Origin of the sequence: Thermoflexus sp., assembly GCF_025055495.1 — a bacterium.
In the GTDB taxonomy this organism is placed as follows: Bacteria; Chloroflexota; Anaerolineae; order Thermoflexales; family Thermoflexaceae; genus Thermoflexus.
This window is the reverse complement of the sequence record NZ_JANWXB010000384.1, coordinates 13269-27685: the sequence shown is the minus strand read 5'-3', so window position 1 is coordinate 27685 and position 14417 is coordinate 13269. Positions and strand designations below refer to the sequence as shown.

10 protein-coding genes are annotated in these 14417 nt (G+C 65.1%); 6 read left to right on the top strand and 4 right to left on the bottom strand.

Annotated elements, in window-relative coordinates:
• The coding region (locus NZM16_RS12470) for a CapA family protein (protein WP_295480661.1) at positions 1–1655 on the top strand (1655 nt) is incomplete at its 5' end.
• A gap of 134 nt (positions 1656–1789) precedes the next feature.
• Here NZM16_RS12470 and NZM16_RS12465 read toward each other — a convergent pair.
• Positions 1790–2974, bottom strand: coding sequence for a pyridoxal phosphate-dependent aminotransferase (locus NZM16_RS12465; protein ID WP_295450841.1), 1185 nt, complete (start codon positions 2972–2974; stop codon positions 1790–1792).
• A 145-nt stretch (positions 2975–3119) separates the two neighbouring features.
• On the opposite strand from NZM16_RS12465, the gene NZM16_RS12460 reads away from it, so the two are divergent.
• From NZM16_RS12460 to NZM16_RS12450, 3 genes are all read left to right on the top strand, one after another.
• A complete protein-coding gene (locus tag NZM16_RS12460) occupies positions 3120–4772 on the top strand; it encodes an ABC transporter ATP-binding protein (protein WP_295450838.1) in 1653 nt (550 codons plus the stop codon).
• A 184-nt stretch (positions 4773–4956) separates the two neighbouring features.
• Positions 4957–5859 (top strand): ECF transporter S component, encoded by a 903-nt coding sequence (locus tag NZM16_RS12455; RefSeq protein ID WP_295450835.1) that lies wholly within the window; start codon positions 4957–4959, stop codon positions 5857–5859.
• 156 nt (positions 5860–6015) lie between these two features.
• The gene (locus NZM16_RS12450) at positions 6016–6861 is read left to right on the top strand and encodes an energy-coupling factor transporter transmembrane protein EcfT (protein WP_295450832.1); all 846 of its coding nucleotides are present in this window, start codon (positions 6016–6018) and stop codon (positions 6859–6861) included.
• A gap of 137 nt (positions 6862–6998) precedes the next feature.
• On the opposite strand, the gene NZM16_RS12445 is transcribed toward NZM16_RS12450, so the two are convergent.
• From NZM16_RS12445 to NZM16_RS12435, 3 genes are all read right to left on the bottom strand, one after another.
• The gene (locus tag NZM16_RS12445; protein WP_295450829.1) at positions 6999–9512 is read right to left on the bottom strand and encodes an ATP-binding cassette domain-containing protein; all 2514 of its coding nucleotides are present in this window, start codon (positions 9510–9512) and stop codon (positions 6999–7001) included.
• Complete coding sequence (locus NZM16_RS12440; protein WP_295450827.1) at positions 9509–10105, bottom strand: CDP-alcohol phosphatidyltransferase family protein; 597 nt, start codon at positions 10103–10105, stop codon at positions 9509–9511. The genes NZM16_RS12445 and NZM16_RS12440 overlap by 4 nt, the downstream gene beginning before the upstream one ends.
• A gap of 186 nt (positions 10106–10291) precedes the next feature.
• Positions 10292–11104 carry a carbon-nitrogen hydrolase family protein gene (locus tag NZM16_RS12435; protein WP_295450826.1) on the bottom strand — a complete coding sequence of 271 codons (813 nt, stop codon included), beginning with the start codon at positions 11102–11104 and terminating at the stop codon, positions 10292–10294.
• Positions 11105–11418: 314 nt separating this feature from the next.
• On the opposite strand from NZM16_RS12435, the gene der reads away from it, so the two are divergent.
• Positions 11419–12804, top strand: a complete 1386-nt coding sequence (gene der, locus NZM16_RS12430; RefSeq protein WP_295450824.1) for a ribosome biogenesis GTPase Der — start codon at positions 11419–11421, stop codon at positions 12802–12804.
• A gap of 20 nt (positions 12805–12824) precedes the next feature.
• The gene (locus NZM16_RS12425) at positions 12825–14087 is read left to right on the top strand and encodes a hypothetical protein (RefSeq protein ID WP_295480659.1); all 1263 of its coding nucleotides are present in this window, start codon (positions 12825–12827) and stop codon (positions 14085–14087) included.
• The last annotated feature ends 330 nt before the right edge of the window (positions 14088–14417 follow it).

Here is a 14417-nt window from a genome sequence, read left to right as displayed (position 1 = left end):
CTGATCTGCCTTGGAGCCCTTGGATGCGCTACCTGGCGAGGATCCGATGGCTGGCGTTCGCGGCCCTGGCGCTCGACGGGATGGGATGCAGGGCGATCGATCTTCCCCCGGCATTCCCAACGGTAACGCCCGCGCCGACCTCGACCGCTACCCCGGCTCCCACCCCCACGCCTTCCTGGTGGCCCATCGGGCTCCATCCCGCGCTCCCCGGGGAGGTCCGGGCGGAGCTCCAGCGACGGCTGGCGGCGGACCCCCGCTGGCAGCTGGTGGAGAGCGGAGGGGCCTCCTGGATCGCGCCGGTTCCAGCCGGCGCGCCGGGACGTCTGGGGGCGTGGATTTACGCCCTGACCGCGCCTTTCCCCACCGCGACGGACGAAGTCTCCCTGGATGCGCTGCGCGCGCACTGGCAGGGTCAGGACACCCTTCCGGGCCCTCTCCTGGCCACAACGGAGACCATCCGCCTCTTCTCCGTCCTCTGGGGTCCGCCGGATCCGGAGGTGGTGCATCCCGTGCCGGAAGCGGAGATCGCAGATCGCCTCTGGGCAGCCCGCATCGGGTGGGCGCTGGTCCCCTTCCACCGTCTGGAGCCCCGGTTGAAGGTGATCGCGGTGGAGGGCCTCTCCCCGATGGAGCGAGGGCTGGATCTGGGGCGCTATCCCCTGACCATCTGGTTCGGCGTGGCGCCGATTCCTTCCGGGTTCCCGGCGGTGGAGTTTCAACAGGCCGCCGGAGGGTGGACGAATCGGGATGAAAGCCGGATGACCGTCCTGGCGATGACCGGCGTCACCGCGCTGGTCCGCGCGACGGCCGTGCAAATGGAGCGCTATGGGGTATTGTTCCCAGCCCGCGATATCGCACCGTGGTTGCAGAGCGCCGACCTCACCCACCTCAGCAATGAGGTCTCCTTTTGGGAGGGCTGCCCGCCGCCCCGGCCTCGCAGCGGCGTGGTGTTCTGCAGCGATCCCCGCTACGCGGAGCTGCTGCGCCATGTGGGCGCGGACATCATTGAGCTGACCGGCAATCATCTGAATGACTACGGCCGTGAGCCGCTCCGGGCGACCCTGGCGATCTACCGGAGCCTCGGGATGCGATATTACGGCGGGGGGGAGAACCTGGAGGAAGCCCTGCGGCCCCTGAGGGTGGAGCACAACGGGAACCGCCTGGCTTTTGTGGGGTGCAACCCGGTGGGGCCGGCCTACGGCTGGGCCACCCCCACGGAGCCCGGCGCGGCGCCGTGCGTCCCGGAGCTGGAGGAAACAGTCCGCCGCCTGCGGGCGGAGGGATGGCTGCCTATCGTGACCCTTCAGTATTGGGAATTTTACGATTACGCCCCCACGCCACAACAGGTTCAGGACTTCCGTCGCTGGCGAGATCTGGGGGCAGTGATCGTCAGCGGCAGCCAAGGGCATCACGCCCAGACCTTCGAGGTGGGGCCAGGGTGGTTCATTCATTATGGGCTGGGGAACCTGTTCTTCGATCAGGTGGATCCTATCGGAGTGCGACAGACGTTCATCGATCGGCACGTGTTCTATGAGGGCCGCTATCTGGGGGTTGTGCTCCAGACGGCCTTCCTGGAGGATTTCGCCCGTCCCCGCCCGATGACGGAGGCAGAGCGACGCGCGGTGCTGGAGCTGCTGTTCGGGTTGATGCCGTAAAAGTTCAGTAATCAACTACTGAGGAGTGAGATGCCGCACAACGGCCTCTCCCCCCAGATTCCAGATCAGCACCACCGGAGTTCAAGCGCTGGGGGCCGCCGAAGGCAACCCCCAGCGCCTTCATCCTTTAAGAATTAAGAAGCCGTCGCGCGCACCGGGAGACGGCGGACCACTTTCTCGATGCGCTCCAGGGCCTTCTGGATGTTCTCCACGGAGTTAGCGAAGGAGAGGCGCAGGAAACCCTCCCCATATTCCCCGAAGGCCGTTCCCGAAAGCACCGCCACTCCGGCTTCTTCCAGCAGATAGGACGCCAGCTCCCGGGAGGACATTCCCGTCCCTTCGATGTTAGGGAAGGCATAGAAGGCACCCCTGGGCTTGAGGCAACGGAAGCCGGGGATGCGGTTCAGCCCCTCCACCATCACCTCCCGCCGCTCCCGGAAGGCGGCCACCATCCGGTCGACATCGTCCTGAGGTCCGGTGAGGGCGGTGATCCCGGCCATCTGGGTGAAGGCTGCGGTGCAGGAGTTGGAGTTGATCATCAGCCGGGTCACCGCCTCCGCCAGCGGCGCCGGCATCACCCCATATCCCAGCCGCCAGCCGGTCATCGCATAGGTCTTGCTGAATCCATCCAGGATGATCGTCCGCTCCAGCATCCCCGGGAAGCTGGCGATGCTGATGTGCTCTCCCTCATACAGGATGCGACTATAGATCTCATCCGAGAGCACAATCAGATCATGTCGGACGCACAGCTCGGCAATAGCGGCTAGGTCCTCCCGGGTGAGGACGCCTCCAGTGGGGTTGGCGGGGGAGTTCAAAATGAGCATGCGCGTGCGGGGGGTGATCAGGCGCGCCAGCTCCTCCACGTCCACCCGGAACTCGTTCTCCATCCGCAGCCGCAGCGGCACGGGACGTCCGCCCACATAATGGATCATGGACTCGTAGATCGGGAAGCCCGGATTGGGATAGATCACCTCGTCATCCTCTTCCACTAGGGCCAGGATGGAGAAGAAGATGATGGGCTTGCCGCCAGGGACCACCACGACGTTCTCTGGCCCTACCGGGATGCCCCGGGTGCGGCGGATGTATTCGGCGATGGTCTGCCGCAAGGCAGGGATGCCCGCGGCGGGGGTGTAGTGGGTGTAGCCCTCCTCCAGCGCGCGCATGGCGGCGGCCTTGATGTGGGCTGGGGTATCGAAGTCCGGCTCCCCGATCTCCAGGTGGATGATCTCCCGTCCCTGCGCCTCCAGGGCCTTCGCCCGCGCCAGCACTTCAAAGGCCGTCTCGGTGCCCAGTCGGGACATGCGTTGTGCCAGCCGCATGAGGGCCTCCTGTATCGAGCGAAGCGTGAATGGATCCCGCTGCGCTTTCATTATGACTACAAACGATCCCGCTCACAAGTGAAGGGCCTGTGGCTTTCGCACTTATGATAGAATTTGCTTCAACACTTCCTGCTGGAACTCTGCGATGGCGCCGATCCTGGAGGTTCACGATTTCACCTTCCGCTATGCGGCGCGGCCCCAGCCGGCGGTGCAGGGGATCTCCTTCTCAGTGGAAGAGGGGGAAATGGTCCTGGTGGCCGGGCCCAGCGGGTGCGGCAAGAGCACGCTGCTGCGGGCGCTCAACGGCCTGATCCCCCGCAGCTACAAGGGCGATCTGCAGGGGAGCATCCGGATCGGCGGCGTGGATCCCCGCACATGGCCGCTGGCCCGGCTCTCTCAACAGGTGGGCACCCTGCTTCAGGATCCAGAACGCCAGATCGTCGCCGCGGATGTCTTGCACGATGTCGCCTTCGGGCTGGAGAACCTGGGCTGGCCACGCTCCCGGATCCTGGAGCGCGTGGACGAGGTCCTGCACGCTCTCGGGATCTCCCATCTGCGCGATCGCCCGACCTTTCAGCTTTCGGGTGGGGAAAAGCAACGCGTGGCCCTCGCCGGGGTCCTGGCCATGGCCCCCCGGATCCTCCTTCTGGATGAGCCCCTGGCCTCCCTGGATCCACAAAGTGCTCAGGAAGCGCTGGCCCTCTTCCGCCAGCTTCACCAGGAAGGCCACACCGTGTTGCTCGTCGAACACCGGGTGGAAGACGCCGTGCGGGCCCGGCCGGATAAGGCCCTCTATCTGGAAGAAGGGCGCTTGGCTTTTATGGGGGACCTGGAGGCGTTTTTCGAGCGCGTGGATCCCACGGCGGTGAAAGTACCCTTTCCGGTCTGGTTGCGGCGCTGGCCGGGGGTTCGCGGACGTCCGATGCCCCGGGTGGAGATCCCACCGGCCTCCCCTTCCGCACCGCCCCTGGTGGTCTTTGAGGACGTGTCCTTTGGGTATGGGGATGGCCCCGATGTCCTGCACGGGATCCGCGCAGAGATCCGAAAGGGGGACAGCCTGGCGATCCTGGGGCCCAACGGGGCTGGCAAGACCACTTTGCTCAAGCTGGCCATGGGATTGCTGAAGCCCCGCCGGGGGCGCGTGTGGGTGGGCGGGAAGACCACTCGGGAGCAGACGGTGGCGGGGATCGCCCACACCATCGGGTATGTGTTCCAGAGCCCCAGCCAGATGCTCTTCGCGCCCACGGTCTGGGAGGAGGTAGCCTTTGGGCCGCGCAACCTGGGCCATCCGCCGGACCAGATCGAGGCGGATGTCCGGTGGGCGCTGGAGCTGGTGGGGCTGCTGGATCAGGCGCAGTCCTCCCCGTGGGCGTTGAGCTTTGGCCAGCAAAAGCGGGTGACCATCGCCTCGGTCCTGAGCATGCGCAGCCGGATCCTGGTGATGGACGAGCCGACGGCGGGCCAGGATTATCGGTCGTATATGCGCCTGATGGACGCGATCGCGCGCATCGCCTTTGGGCCAGCGCCGGCGGTGGACGCCCTGGTCTTCATCACCCACGATCTGGATCTGGCCCTCTCGTTTGCCAACCGGGTCTGGGTGGTGGCCGACGGACGGCTGATCGCGGATGGCCCTCCAGAGGAAGTCTTCTCCGATCCCGAGACGATGCGGCAGGGGCGGCTGGTTCCCACTTCGCTGCTGGAGGCCAACCGCCAGCACTGGCGTCGGATCGGGCGCTTCCTGCGGGCCGAACGGCTGGTGGAATTCCTTCAGGGAACCGAAACCGCTCATCGGGCTTGAGCGGGAAGCCCATACCTCACGCTAAAATCGCTAAAATATGTGTGGTGGTTGCGCCTTCTGTTTCCTGCTTCGGTCGCGCTTGCTGGGGACGGATGGCCTTTTGGATGTTCGGGCGGGCGAGATCGCCTTCGGCGGCCTCGCCTGCCCATGAGAGGAATCCATCTCTTTTTATCTGGAGGGAGCCATGGCGCGCAAGGCTTTCACCTGGTTGATCCTGCTGGTTGTGGTGGTGTTGCTGATGGGGCTGGCCAGCCTGATGACCGGGGAGTCCGGGGCACGGCTCCAGGGCTTCGGCTGGCTGCTCTGGGTGGCCATCGGGGCGGTCCTGGTCTACATCGTCTACTTCGCCACCGCGGATCACCCCGCATGGCAGATCGGCACCCGCGAGGTGGTGTATATGGCCATCGGGGCAGCCCTCTACGGCGTGTTTTCCTATTTGTTTAACGGCACGGTCTTCGTGGTCCCCTCCGTGAGCCAGGTGGCGCTGCGCCCGGCGATCGTCTTTCCTGTCTTCTTTGGTTATGTGTTCGGACCCGCCGTGGGCTTCTTCACGGGCGCGGTGGGCAACATCCTCGGGGACTTCCTCACCGGCTGGGGGGTGTTCCCGGCCTGGGATATCGGAAACGGCCTGATCGGGCTGGTGGCGGGCCTCCCGGTGATCCTGGGACGGGAGCGGGCGCTGAACCTCCTCACGGGCGTCGTGGCCGCGGTGGGAGTGGCGCTGACCCTCTGGGCGCTGACCACGGAGATCGAGAGCCCCTTCTTCGGCGGACCGCTCAGCCCGCTGATGCGCTGGGTGCCACTGATCGGGGCGATCCTCGTGGTGGCCCTCCGGTTCGCCCTGGGCACCAACATCGCGCTGGCCTCCGTGATCGTCTGGGGCGCGGTGGGCAACATCGTGGGCATCGGCTTTGCGGCCATCGCTGATATCTGGATCAACGGCTATCCGCCTGCGGTGGCCCTGCTGGGGGAGTTCGTGCCCGCCGCTGGTCCGAACATCCTCCACGCGGCGATCCTCACTCCGCTCCTGGTCGGCGCTTATAACGCCCTCCAGCAGCAACTGGGGCGGGGCGCTGGGGTCGCATGAACGAGGACACGGCGCGCAGGGGGAGGTGTGCCTCGCCCCTGCGCGCTCTTTCCTGGAGCATAGGAAAAGGGGGGAAGGAGATCATCCCCATGGCCCTTCCATCTGTCAGCCGTTGAGCACTATCCGTTTTCGACCTTCACAGCGAGGAACCAGCCCGTGCTGGTGACGTGGCCTTACCGGCGGCGAGGGAGTTTCCTAGAGACCTTCGATCCACGAGCCCGCTTGCTCTTCGCCCTATCTCTGATGCTTTCCACGCTCTTCTTCTGGGACGTGCGGGTGCTGGCGGGCCTGTGGGTGCTGGCCCTCTTCTACTTCCGATTGAACCGCCTGACCTGGCGGGAGACCCGTCGGGCCTGGCTGTTCACCGGCTTCGTCGCAGGGGTATTCGTCACCATCACGTTCCTAACCGGCCGGGGCGGCTTCGAGGTGTATCAGACCGAACGGCTGCTGGCCCGTCTCTCCCTCCCGGTGACGATCTTCGGGTGGACGCCGGCGGTGAACGTCACGATGGAACGGATGTTCTTCGCCTTCAGCCAGATGTGCCGCATGGGCACGGTCATCACCGCGGCGATCCTGATCCCGTATACACTGGATCCCACCCAGTATGGCGTGGTCTTCCGGGGGCTGGGGCTGCCGGACAAGATCGCCTACGCCATGGATCTGGCGTTCCGGTTCATCCCCACGCTGGGGCGGGACGCCCTGCAAACGATGGACGCCCAGCGGGCACGAGGATATGAGCTGGAGAACATCCGCGGCGGTCCCCTGGCCCAGATCCGTCGACTCGCCCCCCTGGTGGTGCCGGTGACCCTTCATGCCCTGATGACGGCGGAAGACATCATCGACGCAATGGATCTGCGGGCCTTTGGGGTGGGGCGGCGCACATGGCTAACCGAGCTGCGTTTTCGCCGCCACGATTTCGTCCTGCTGGGGCTCAGCGCCGCGCTGTTCTTCGGATCCATGGCGGCCGCGGCCCTGGGCTTCGGCCGGTTCTGGGTTCCTTGAAAAACGCCCTGAAGGAAAACGAGAGGCCTCTGGTTGAATCGGTGGGCCCTCCACGAGGGACGAAGCCATCAATGTGACGCGAATCCACGATCATTCGTGTATTCGTGCCCCCCATTCGTGGACGGCCCCCTTCCCGCTCAACGGGAGATGCCGGCCAGCCACCAGAGGACCAGGTGAGGGGTCACGTGCACTTCGATCCAGGCCGCAAGGAGGAGCAGCGGCGTTGCGATCAGCAGCAATTTCAACCAGTCCGCCCAGGCCAGCACTAGGCGATCCCGCAGGCTCCGCGGGCCGGGAGGCGTCAACAGCGTGAGCCCCAGCCGCAAAGCCCCGGCCAGCACCAGACCGGCCGCGGGCAGCTCGAGGATCCCGTGAGGCAGGATCGCCAGCAGGCCCGCGATCCCCAGCCGCAGGTCGCTGGTGAAGAGCGTTCGCAGGAGCAGCCCGATCAATCCCATTAACCCCACTGGATACAGGGCCGTCCACAGCCCCAGGGTGATCACCCCAATCAGGGTGTTGATGACCAGGGCGCGCAGGTTGTGGAAGAAGATCCCCCAAGGCGTGAACGGAAGCCAGTCCGTCCCCTCAAGGGCCCGCAAGGAGGGTAAACCGGATGCCGAAAGATGATGGAAGATAGCATCGGGTGAGAGGACGATGGGGGGAAGCCATAGCCAGGCGATCCCCAGCCCCATCAACCCCAGCGCCGCCAGGGTCCCCAGCGCCCCGATGGAGCGCTGGATCGGCTGCCGGAGGTGATCCCAGCGGCTGGAGATCGGCTGAACCGGATCTCCATGTCGAAGCGCCCGCCAGAAACCCCTCAGGATCCCCCGCAGATCCAGTGTATCGAACTCGGCGCTGAGCAGCTGCTCCCGGTTGAACAGCGCGATCCCCATTCGAACCAGCAGAATCGCATAGACCAGCAGGATGCACAGGACGATCGCCAGCGTTCGATAACTGCCCCAGAAGAGAAGAGAGGATTCAAAGATCAACAGCACCGAGACGGGAAGGATAATGAAGCTGGCCAGCAGGTTGGCGCCACGGACGCTGGTGGATTGGGTGGAGATCACGATAGCGCCCGCGACCATCACTACAGCGTGCATGATCAGGATGCTATACATGGAAAGCACCGTGGCGAGGTCGAAGATCCAGGCCCCTCGCAGGATCAGGATGACGAAATAAACCGTCACCCCCAGGAGCGAGATGAGGGTGGGGATCAACAGGGCGGCCAGCCCTTTCCCCATATAGAGCTGCAGATCGCTCAGCGGAGCAGCCAGCAGCGGCTCCATGGTCCGCCGCTCTTTTTCTCCTACGAAGGTCTCTAAGGGGATGATCAGACAAACCGTCAGGGGAAGGAACCCGGTCGCCAGGGCCAGGAAGGGCAACAGCCGTTCGCTGATGAGCTGGGCGCCGAACTGAGCCACATAGCGGGTCGCCGCTTCAGCGGAGAGCATGGAGAGCACAGGGAAAACCAGCAGCAACAACGCCAGCGGGGTGATCAGCCGCCAATCCCGAAGGATGTCCACAATATCCCGGCGGAAAACCCCCCATGTCCCCCGGATCCATCGTTGAAAATCCCGCAACCCAGCTGGCGCACGCTGGATCCGCCTGGTATTCGTTGTGCAGCGGCGGTTTGCTTCCGGAAGCGAAGGGTTCGAGGAGGAGCCCGGCGGAATCCGAACGCCCGCCCCGGCGGAATGGTCTTCCCTTTCCACCGGCATCCCCTCTGTATCCCTGAGGAACCCTCCGCTCAGGATCTGCAGGTAAACGGTCTCGAGCGGGCGGGGGACTTCCGTGAGGGAGACCACCGGGATCCCCTGGGTGATCACGGCAGCGAGGATCTGGGGGTTCTCCCGCTCCGGATCCTGAGCTCGATAGCGAATCCAGTTCGGCCCGTGGGCGACAATCGGCAAGCCCTGAGGAAGCGCTCCCCATGCCTCCTCCACGGGCACCGCCAGGCGGAGTTCATACAGCGGCGGCCCCATAAAGCGTTCCCGCAGGGCCTGAGGGCTTCCCTCCACCCGGATCCGGCCTCGATGAAGAACGGCGATCCGATCGGCCAGGGCTTCGGCTTCGTAGAGGTTATGAGTGCAGAGCAGAACCGCGTGGCCGTTCTCCGCGAAGGAGCGGATCATCTCCCGGGCCACCTGCGCGCTCTCCGGGTCCATCGCCGAGGTGGGCTCGTCCAGCAAAAGCACCGGAGGCCGATGGAGGAACGCGCGCAGGAGGGCCAGCTTCTGTCGCATCCCCTTGGAATAAGCCGCGATGCGCTGAGGCAGCGCCGCCCGCAGGTCCAGGCGATCCAGCCATTCCTCTGTCCGCTTCCAGAAGAGCGGACGAGGAATCTCATAGATGTCCGCAAAGAAGGCCAGATATTCCTCGCCGGTCATCCGCAGGTAAAGGCCCGGGAGCTCGGCCAGCAGCCCGACCCGGCGGCGGACCTCCTGAGGCTCGCGAACGGTGTCATAGCCGGCGACGATGGCCCGACCGGCCGTCGGCCGCAGGAGGGCAGCCAGCATCCGGAGGGTCGTGGTCTTCCCGGCCCCGTTGGGACCCAGCAGGGCCACGATCTCGCCCGGCCGGACTTCCAGGTTGACCTCCTCGACCGCGACGACCGTTTCGAAGACCTTGCGGAGCCCTTCCGCCCGGATCATAGCGGGTGACGCTCCGGCGAGCTCAGCATCCGCATCGCCTGCCAGGCCCGTTGTAGTACGGTGAGGTGAGCGAGGATGGCGAACAGGATCAGCAGCGGCCCATACCATCCCGTGAGCAGCGCGATCAGGACGAGGAGGAAGCGTTCCAGCCGGGTGAAGAGGCCTTCGCGGAGGGAGATCCCCAGCCCCTCGCCTCGGGCCCGGGTGTAACTGACCATCAGAGCCCCAAGCAGCGCAATGCCGGCGATCCATCCGCCCCAGGCCGTGCCGGCGCGCTGCCACGCGGCTCCCATGCCGAGCAGGACGGCTGCATCGCTGTAACGGTCCAAGGTGGAATCCAGAAACGCCCCCGCCGGCGAGGCCTTCCCCGAAACGCGGGCCAGCGCGCCGTCCAGGGCATCACACAATCCCCCGAACATCCAGAGCAACGCCGCCCCCCAGCGAAGATCCAGCCCGGCCAGCCCCCCGGCCCCCAGGCTCAGCAGAAACCCCAAAACCGTAATGACGTTCGGATGAATTCCCCATCGATCCAGATAACGCGCCAGCCTGCCCAGCCAGGGCCCAGCCGATTCCCGCCATCGCTCCGCGTTCATCCAGTCCTCCTGTGTCCCGGCAAAGGCAAAGGCCATGGGGTGGAAGATCCCCTCACCCCTTCTCTTTCCTCTTCCTCTTCCTCCTTCTCCCCCACAAAGAGGAGAGAAGGGGGAAAGGAGGATAAGAGGGGCTGATGCGCTTCCCGCGTCGTCTCGCAGGGTTCCCAGCCGCGTTGGCGGCTCCCCCTAATACGGCCGCGCCAGCAGGCGGTAGCTGTTGGGCTGGCGGGCCTGGAGGACCTGCAGTTCCTCCCGCTGGCGTCGCACCTCTTCCAGATCAATGCGGGCCACCACGTAGCCTTCGGTTGGCTCGTCCAGCGAGGCGAAGACCTGGCCCCGGGGCCCAATGATCATCGAATCGCCGACGAACTCGTAGGTCACCTCCTTGCCGACGCGGTTCGCACCCACCAGGAAGAAGGTGTTCTCCAGCGCCCGCGCGCGGGCCAGGATCCGCCACTCCTCCCGCAACGGCTGTTCCCAGGCGGCGGGGACCGCCAGCAACTCCGCGCCGCTCAGCGCCAGCACCCGCGCGGCCTCGGGGAAGAGCAAATCCCATCCCAACAGCACCCCCAGCATCCCGAACCCGGTTTCGAAGACCGGGAACCGGTAGCCGCCCCGGAACAGCAACCGTTCCTCTCCTTTCAGGTGAACTTTATGGTAGGCGCCCAGGGTCTCCCCGTCCGGACCGATCACCACCGCGGAGTCATACAGGATGGTCTCCACCCGTTCCCGCACCGCCATCCCGAACACCACGTGGACCCCGAACTCTCTGGCCCGCTGGGCGATGCGATGGGTGGAAGGCCCTGGGATCCGCTGGGCCCATTCCGTGAAGCGCGCTCCACACTCATAGCCGGTGGTGATCAGCTCGGGGAAGACGATCAGATCGACCCGCTGCTCACTGGCGACCCGCGCGATCCATTCCGCCATCCGGGCCACATTGTCCTCGACAGCATTGAGCTGAACATCCATTTGGACTGCGGCGACGGTGATCTCGCGCATTGAAAGCCTCCGTGCGATGGGAAGCCCGATCCGGAGGATCGGGCATGGATTAGGATCTTTTAGCCCTCCCGGATCTCCTGCTATTATACTGAGGCCATGGGTTTCCGGAATATCCCTCGCGTTCCTCTGGGGTGATGGGGATCCGTGAGCTTCAAGCCCCGAAAAGATTTTTCTCCCCTCCCCGGGGCCCCTGGGGAGAGGAGAGAAAGGGGGGCCTGGCCTGCTTCCCTCCCAAAGGCGCCTGGATTGGAATCAATGCCGGAAGTCGCACATAGCTTAAAGCATAAAGTAAAGTAAGGAAAACTGATTCAATCATGGCGACCCGTAAACCGATGGTCGCTCTGGTCGGGCGACCCAATGTAGGCAAGTCCTCTCTCTTCAATCGATTGATCGGCCAGCGGCTGGCCCTGGTGGACGAACGGCCGGGGACGACCCGGGATCGCCTCCATGGGGAGGTGATCTGGAACGGCTTCGCGTTCACCGTGGTGGACACTGGGGGGCTGGAGGTGTTGCCTCCGAAGGCGGAGGCCGGCCTCCGCCCGACGCCACCGCTGGCCGAGGATTCCGCCGCCTTCATCCCCCAGATCCGGGCCCAGGCGGAGATCGCCATCGCCGAGGCCGATGTCCTGGTCATGGTGGTCGATGTCCAAGCGGGCCTTACCGCCGCGGATGAGGCCGTGGCCGAGGTCCTCCGGCGAACCCGGAAGCCCGTCCTGGTGGCGGCGAACAAGGCCGATAACGAGGCGCTTCGCGAGGCCGCCGTCGAGTTCTACCGGCTGGGGTTGGGCGAGGTTTACCCCATCTCCGCGCTCCATGGCCTCGGCATCGGCGAGCTGCTGGACGCCATGGTGGCCGCCCTCCCGGGCCTGGCCGAAGCGGAGGAGGAAGAAGGGATCCGCTTCGCCATCGTCGGCCGTCCGAATGTCGGGAAGTCCTCGCTGCTGAACGCCATCCTGGGCGAGGAGCGGGTGATCGTCAGCCCGATTCCGGGGACCACCCGGGACGCCATCGACACGCCGATCGAATGGGAGGGAAAGAAGATCATCCTCATCGACACCGCCGGGATCCGGCGTCGAGGGCAGATCCAGCCCGGGATCGAACGATATAGCGTCCTGCGAGCGCTGCGGGCGATCCAGCGCAGCGATGTGGTTTTCCTGGTGCTGGATGCGGTGGAGGGCCTCACCCACCAGGATGCCGTGATCGGCGGGATGGTGGTGGATGAGGCTCGAAGCGTGATCCTGGTGGTCAACAAGTGGGACCTCATGCTGGACGAACGGGGGCGACCCCGGGTGAAACCGGAGGAATACATCCAGCATATCCGCCAAACGATGAAGTTCCTGGACTATGCGCCTGTCCGTTTTGTATCCGCGAAGACCGGCTATGGCGTTCCGGGATTGCTCCCGCTGGCCCTCCAGGTGTATCAGGAGCGTCATGCGCGTCTGAGCACCTCCGAACTGAACCGGCTCGTCCGCGAGGCGATGGCCGAGCAGCCCCCGCCCTCCCGGAAGGGTCGGCCCTTGAAAATCTATTATGTCACCCAGATCCGCACGGATCCGCCCACGATCGTGTTCTTTGTCAACGACGCGGACCTGGTTCACTTCTCCTATGAGCGCTATCTGGAGAACCGCATCCGCGCCCGGTATCCCTTTACCGGAACCCCGCTTCGCCTGGTTTTCCGGGGCCATGAGCGAGAATCCTAAGGGGAAGAGGTTCGTTCCTGATGATCCGATCCCTTTCTTCCGGCTTTCGTTTCTGGATCGGTGTTGGATGGAGCCTGGTGATCCTGATCGCCTGCCAGCCGGCGCCGTTGCTGAGCGCGGCGTCGGTGACGCCGGATCTCCTGACGCCGAATGCCGACGGCCACAACGACGTCGTCGCGATCCGTTACCACCTGGGCCGCAACGCGATCGTTTCCATCTATTTCGTCGGATCCGATGGCACGCCCCATTATTTCCGGCGGGAGCAGCCCCGGCCCCAGGGGGAATACGAGGTCCTGTTCAACGGGGTGGTGGAGAACCGGCTGCTGCCCGACGGCCACTACACCTGGGTGGTGGAAGCCCGGGATGATCGGGAAACCGCCCGGATCACCGGCGCCCTCACCGTCAGCGGGTCGAATCCCCAGCCCCTCCAGATCGCCGGGTTCAGCGTCTCGCCGCCGGAGATCACACCGAACCGCGACGGTCTGAGCGACCGGGCCACCATCAATGTTTGCGTGAACCGGCCGGCGCAGCTGTCGGTCTACCTGGAGGGAGGAGATGGCGTCCGGTATCCGGTGCCCCGCAAGGAGGTGCAATTGCGCAAGCCGGGCGAGGCGGGCTGTCACGTGTTCGACTACGACGCAGGTGTGGATCGGGGCCAGGAGCCCCCGCCCGATGGAACCTACACGGTTTACGCGATCGCCGAGGACGCGCTGGGATTGCGCGATGTAGCCACGGGGACCCTGACGATCCGCGAGGGCGGAGTGCCCCGAGCGGAGATCCTCAACGGCCAGGTGGAGTTCCGTTCCGACATCTCCTCCGGAACCGGGGACTATATCCCGGTCTCGCTGGGCGGCTTCCTCTATTTTACCTTGACCGTGCACAACTACGGTTCGGTTCCCATCCGGACCAGCGGGCCGCCGCCGGGGACCTGTTACGATCTGGATCAGAATTTCAACGCGCCGCAACTGGGGCGCCCGGAGGGCTGGGCGGAGGAATCGGGCGCCTGGCGGGCCGGCATCGATTTCGACACCTCGCTCCGGAATTACCCCTTCCGCTGGGCGGTGGGCCGGCCGGAGGATCTGGAGACCCGGGTCATCGACGGCCGTCCCTACTACTATCTGCCGGCCGGGCGGACCGCGATCGTGACCGGATGCATCCGGATCACCTACACGCCGCCGCGCAACCCGCTCTATTTCTGGGCCGGCCTCATCCACGAGGACGTGGAGATCGCTCCGCTGAACAATCGGGTCGACCCCCATCGGGTGCTGATTGAGGGCCCGTAATCCGACATCCAGTTTGGAAAGCGGGCCGCTTGGCCCGCAGGGCCAGCGCGCTGAGGGCGTTCCCGTTAGGAAGGCCAGGCTCCGCCAAGCTTTCCCTTCAGGCGTCCCGCCCTTCGCTTCCTCGGGAAGTTTTACTCTTGGAGCTGGCGGCGGCGCCCTGGTCCATGAACCCACGGGAGAGCTCAGAAGCTGCCCCTGGCGTTTTTCTCCTCGTGAGAAGGGGGACAGGGCAAAGGTGAAGACAGAATTGTCATGAGATGAGGGCAGGTCGGATGTTACAAGCCAGGGCGATCGGGAGGGTCCTGATCCTTGCGTTCGGGCTGCTGTTGT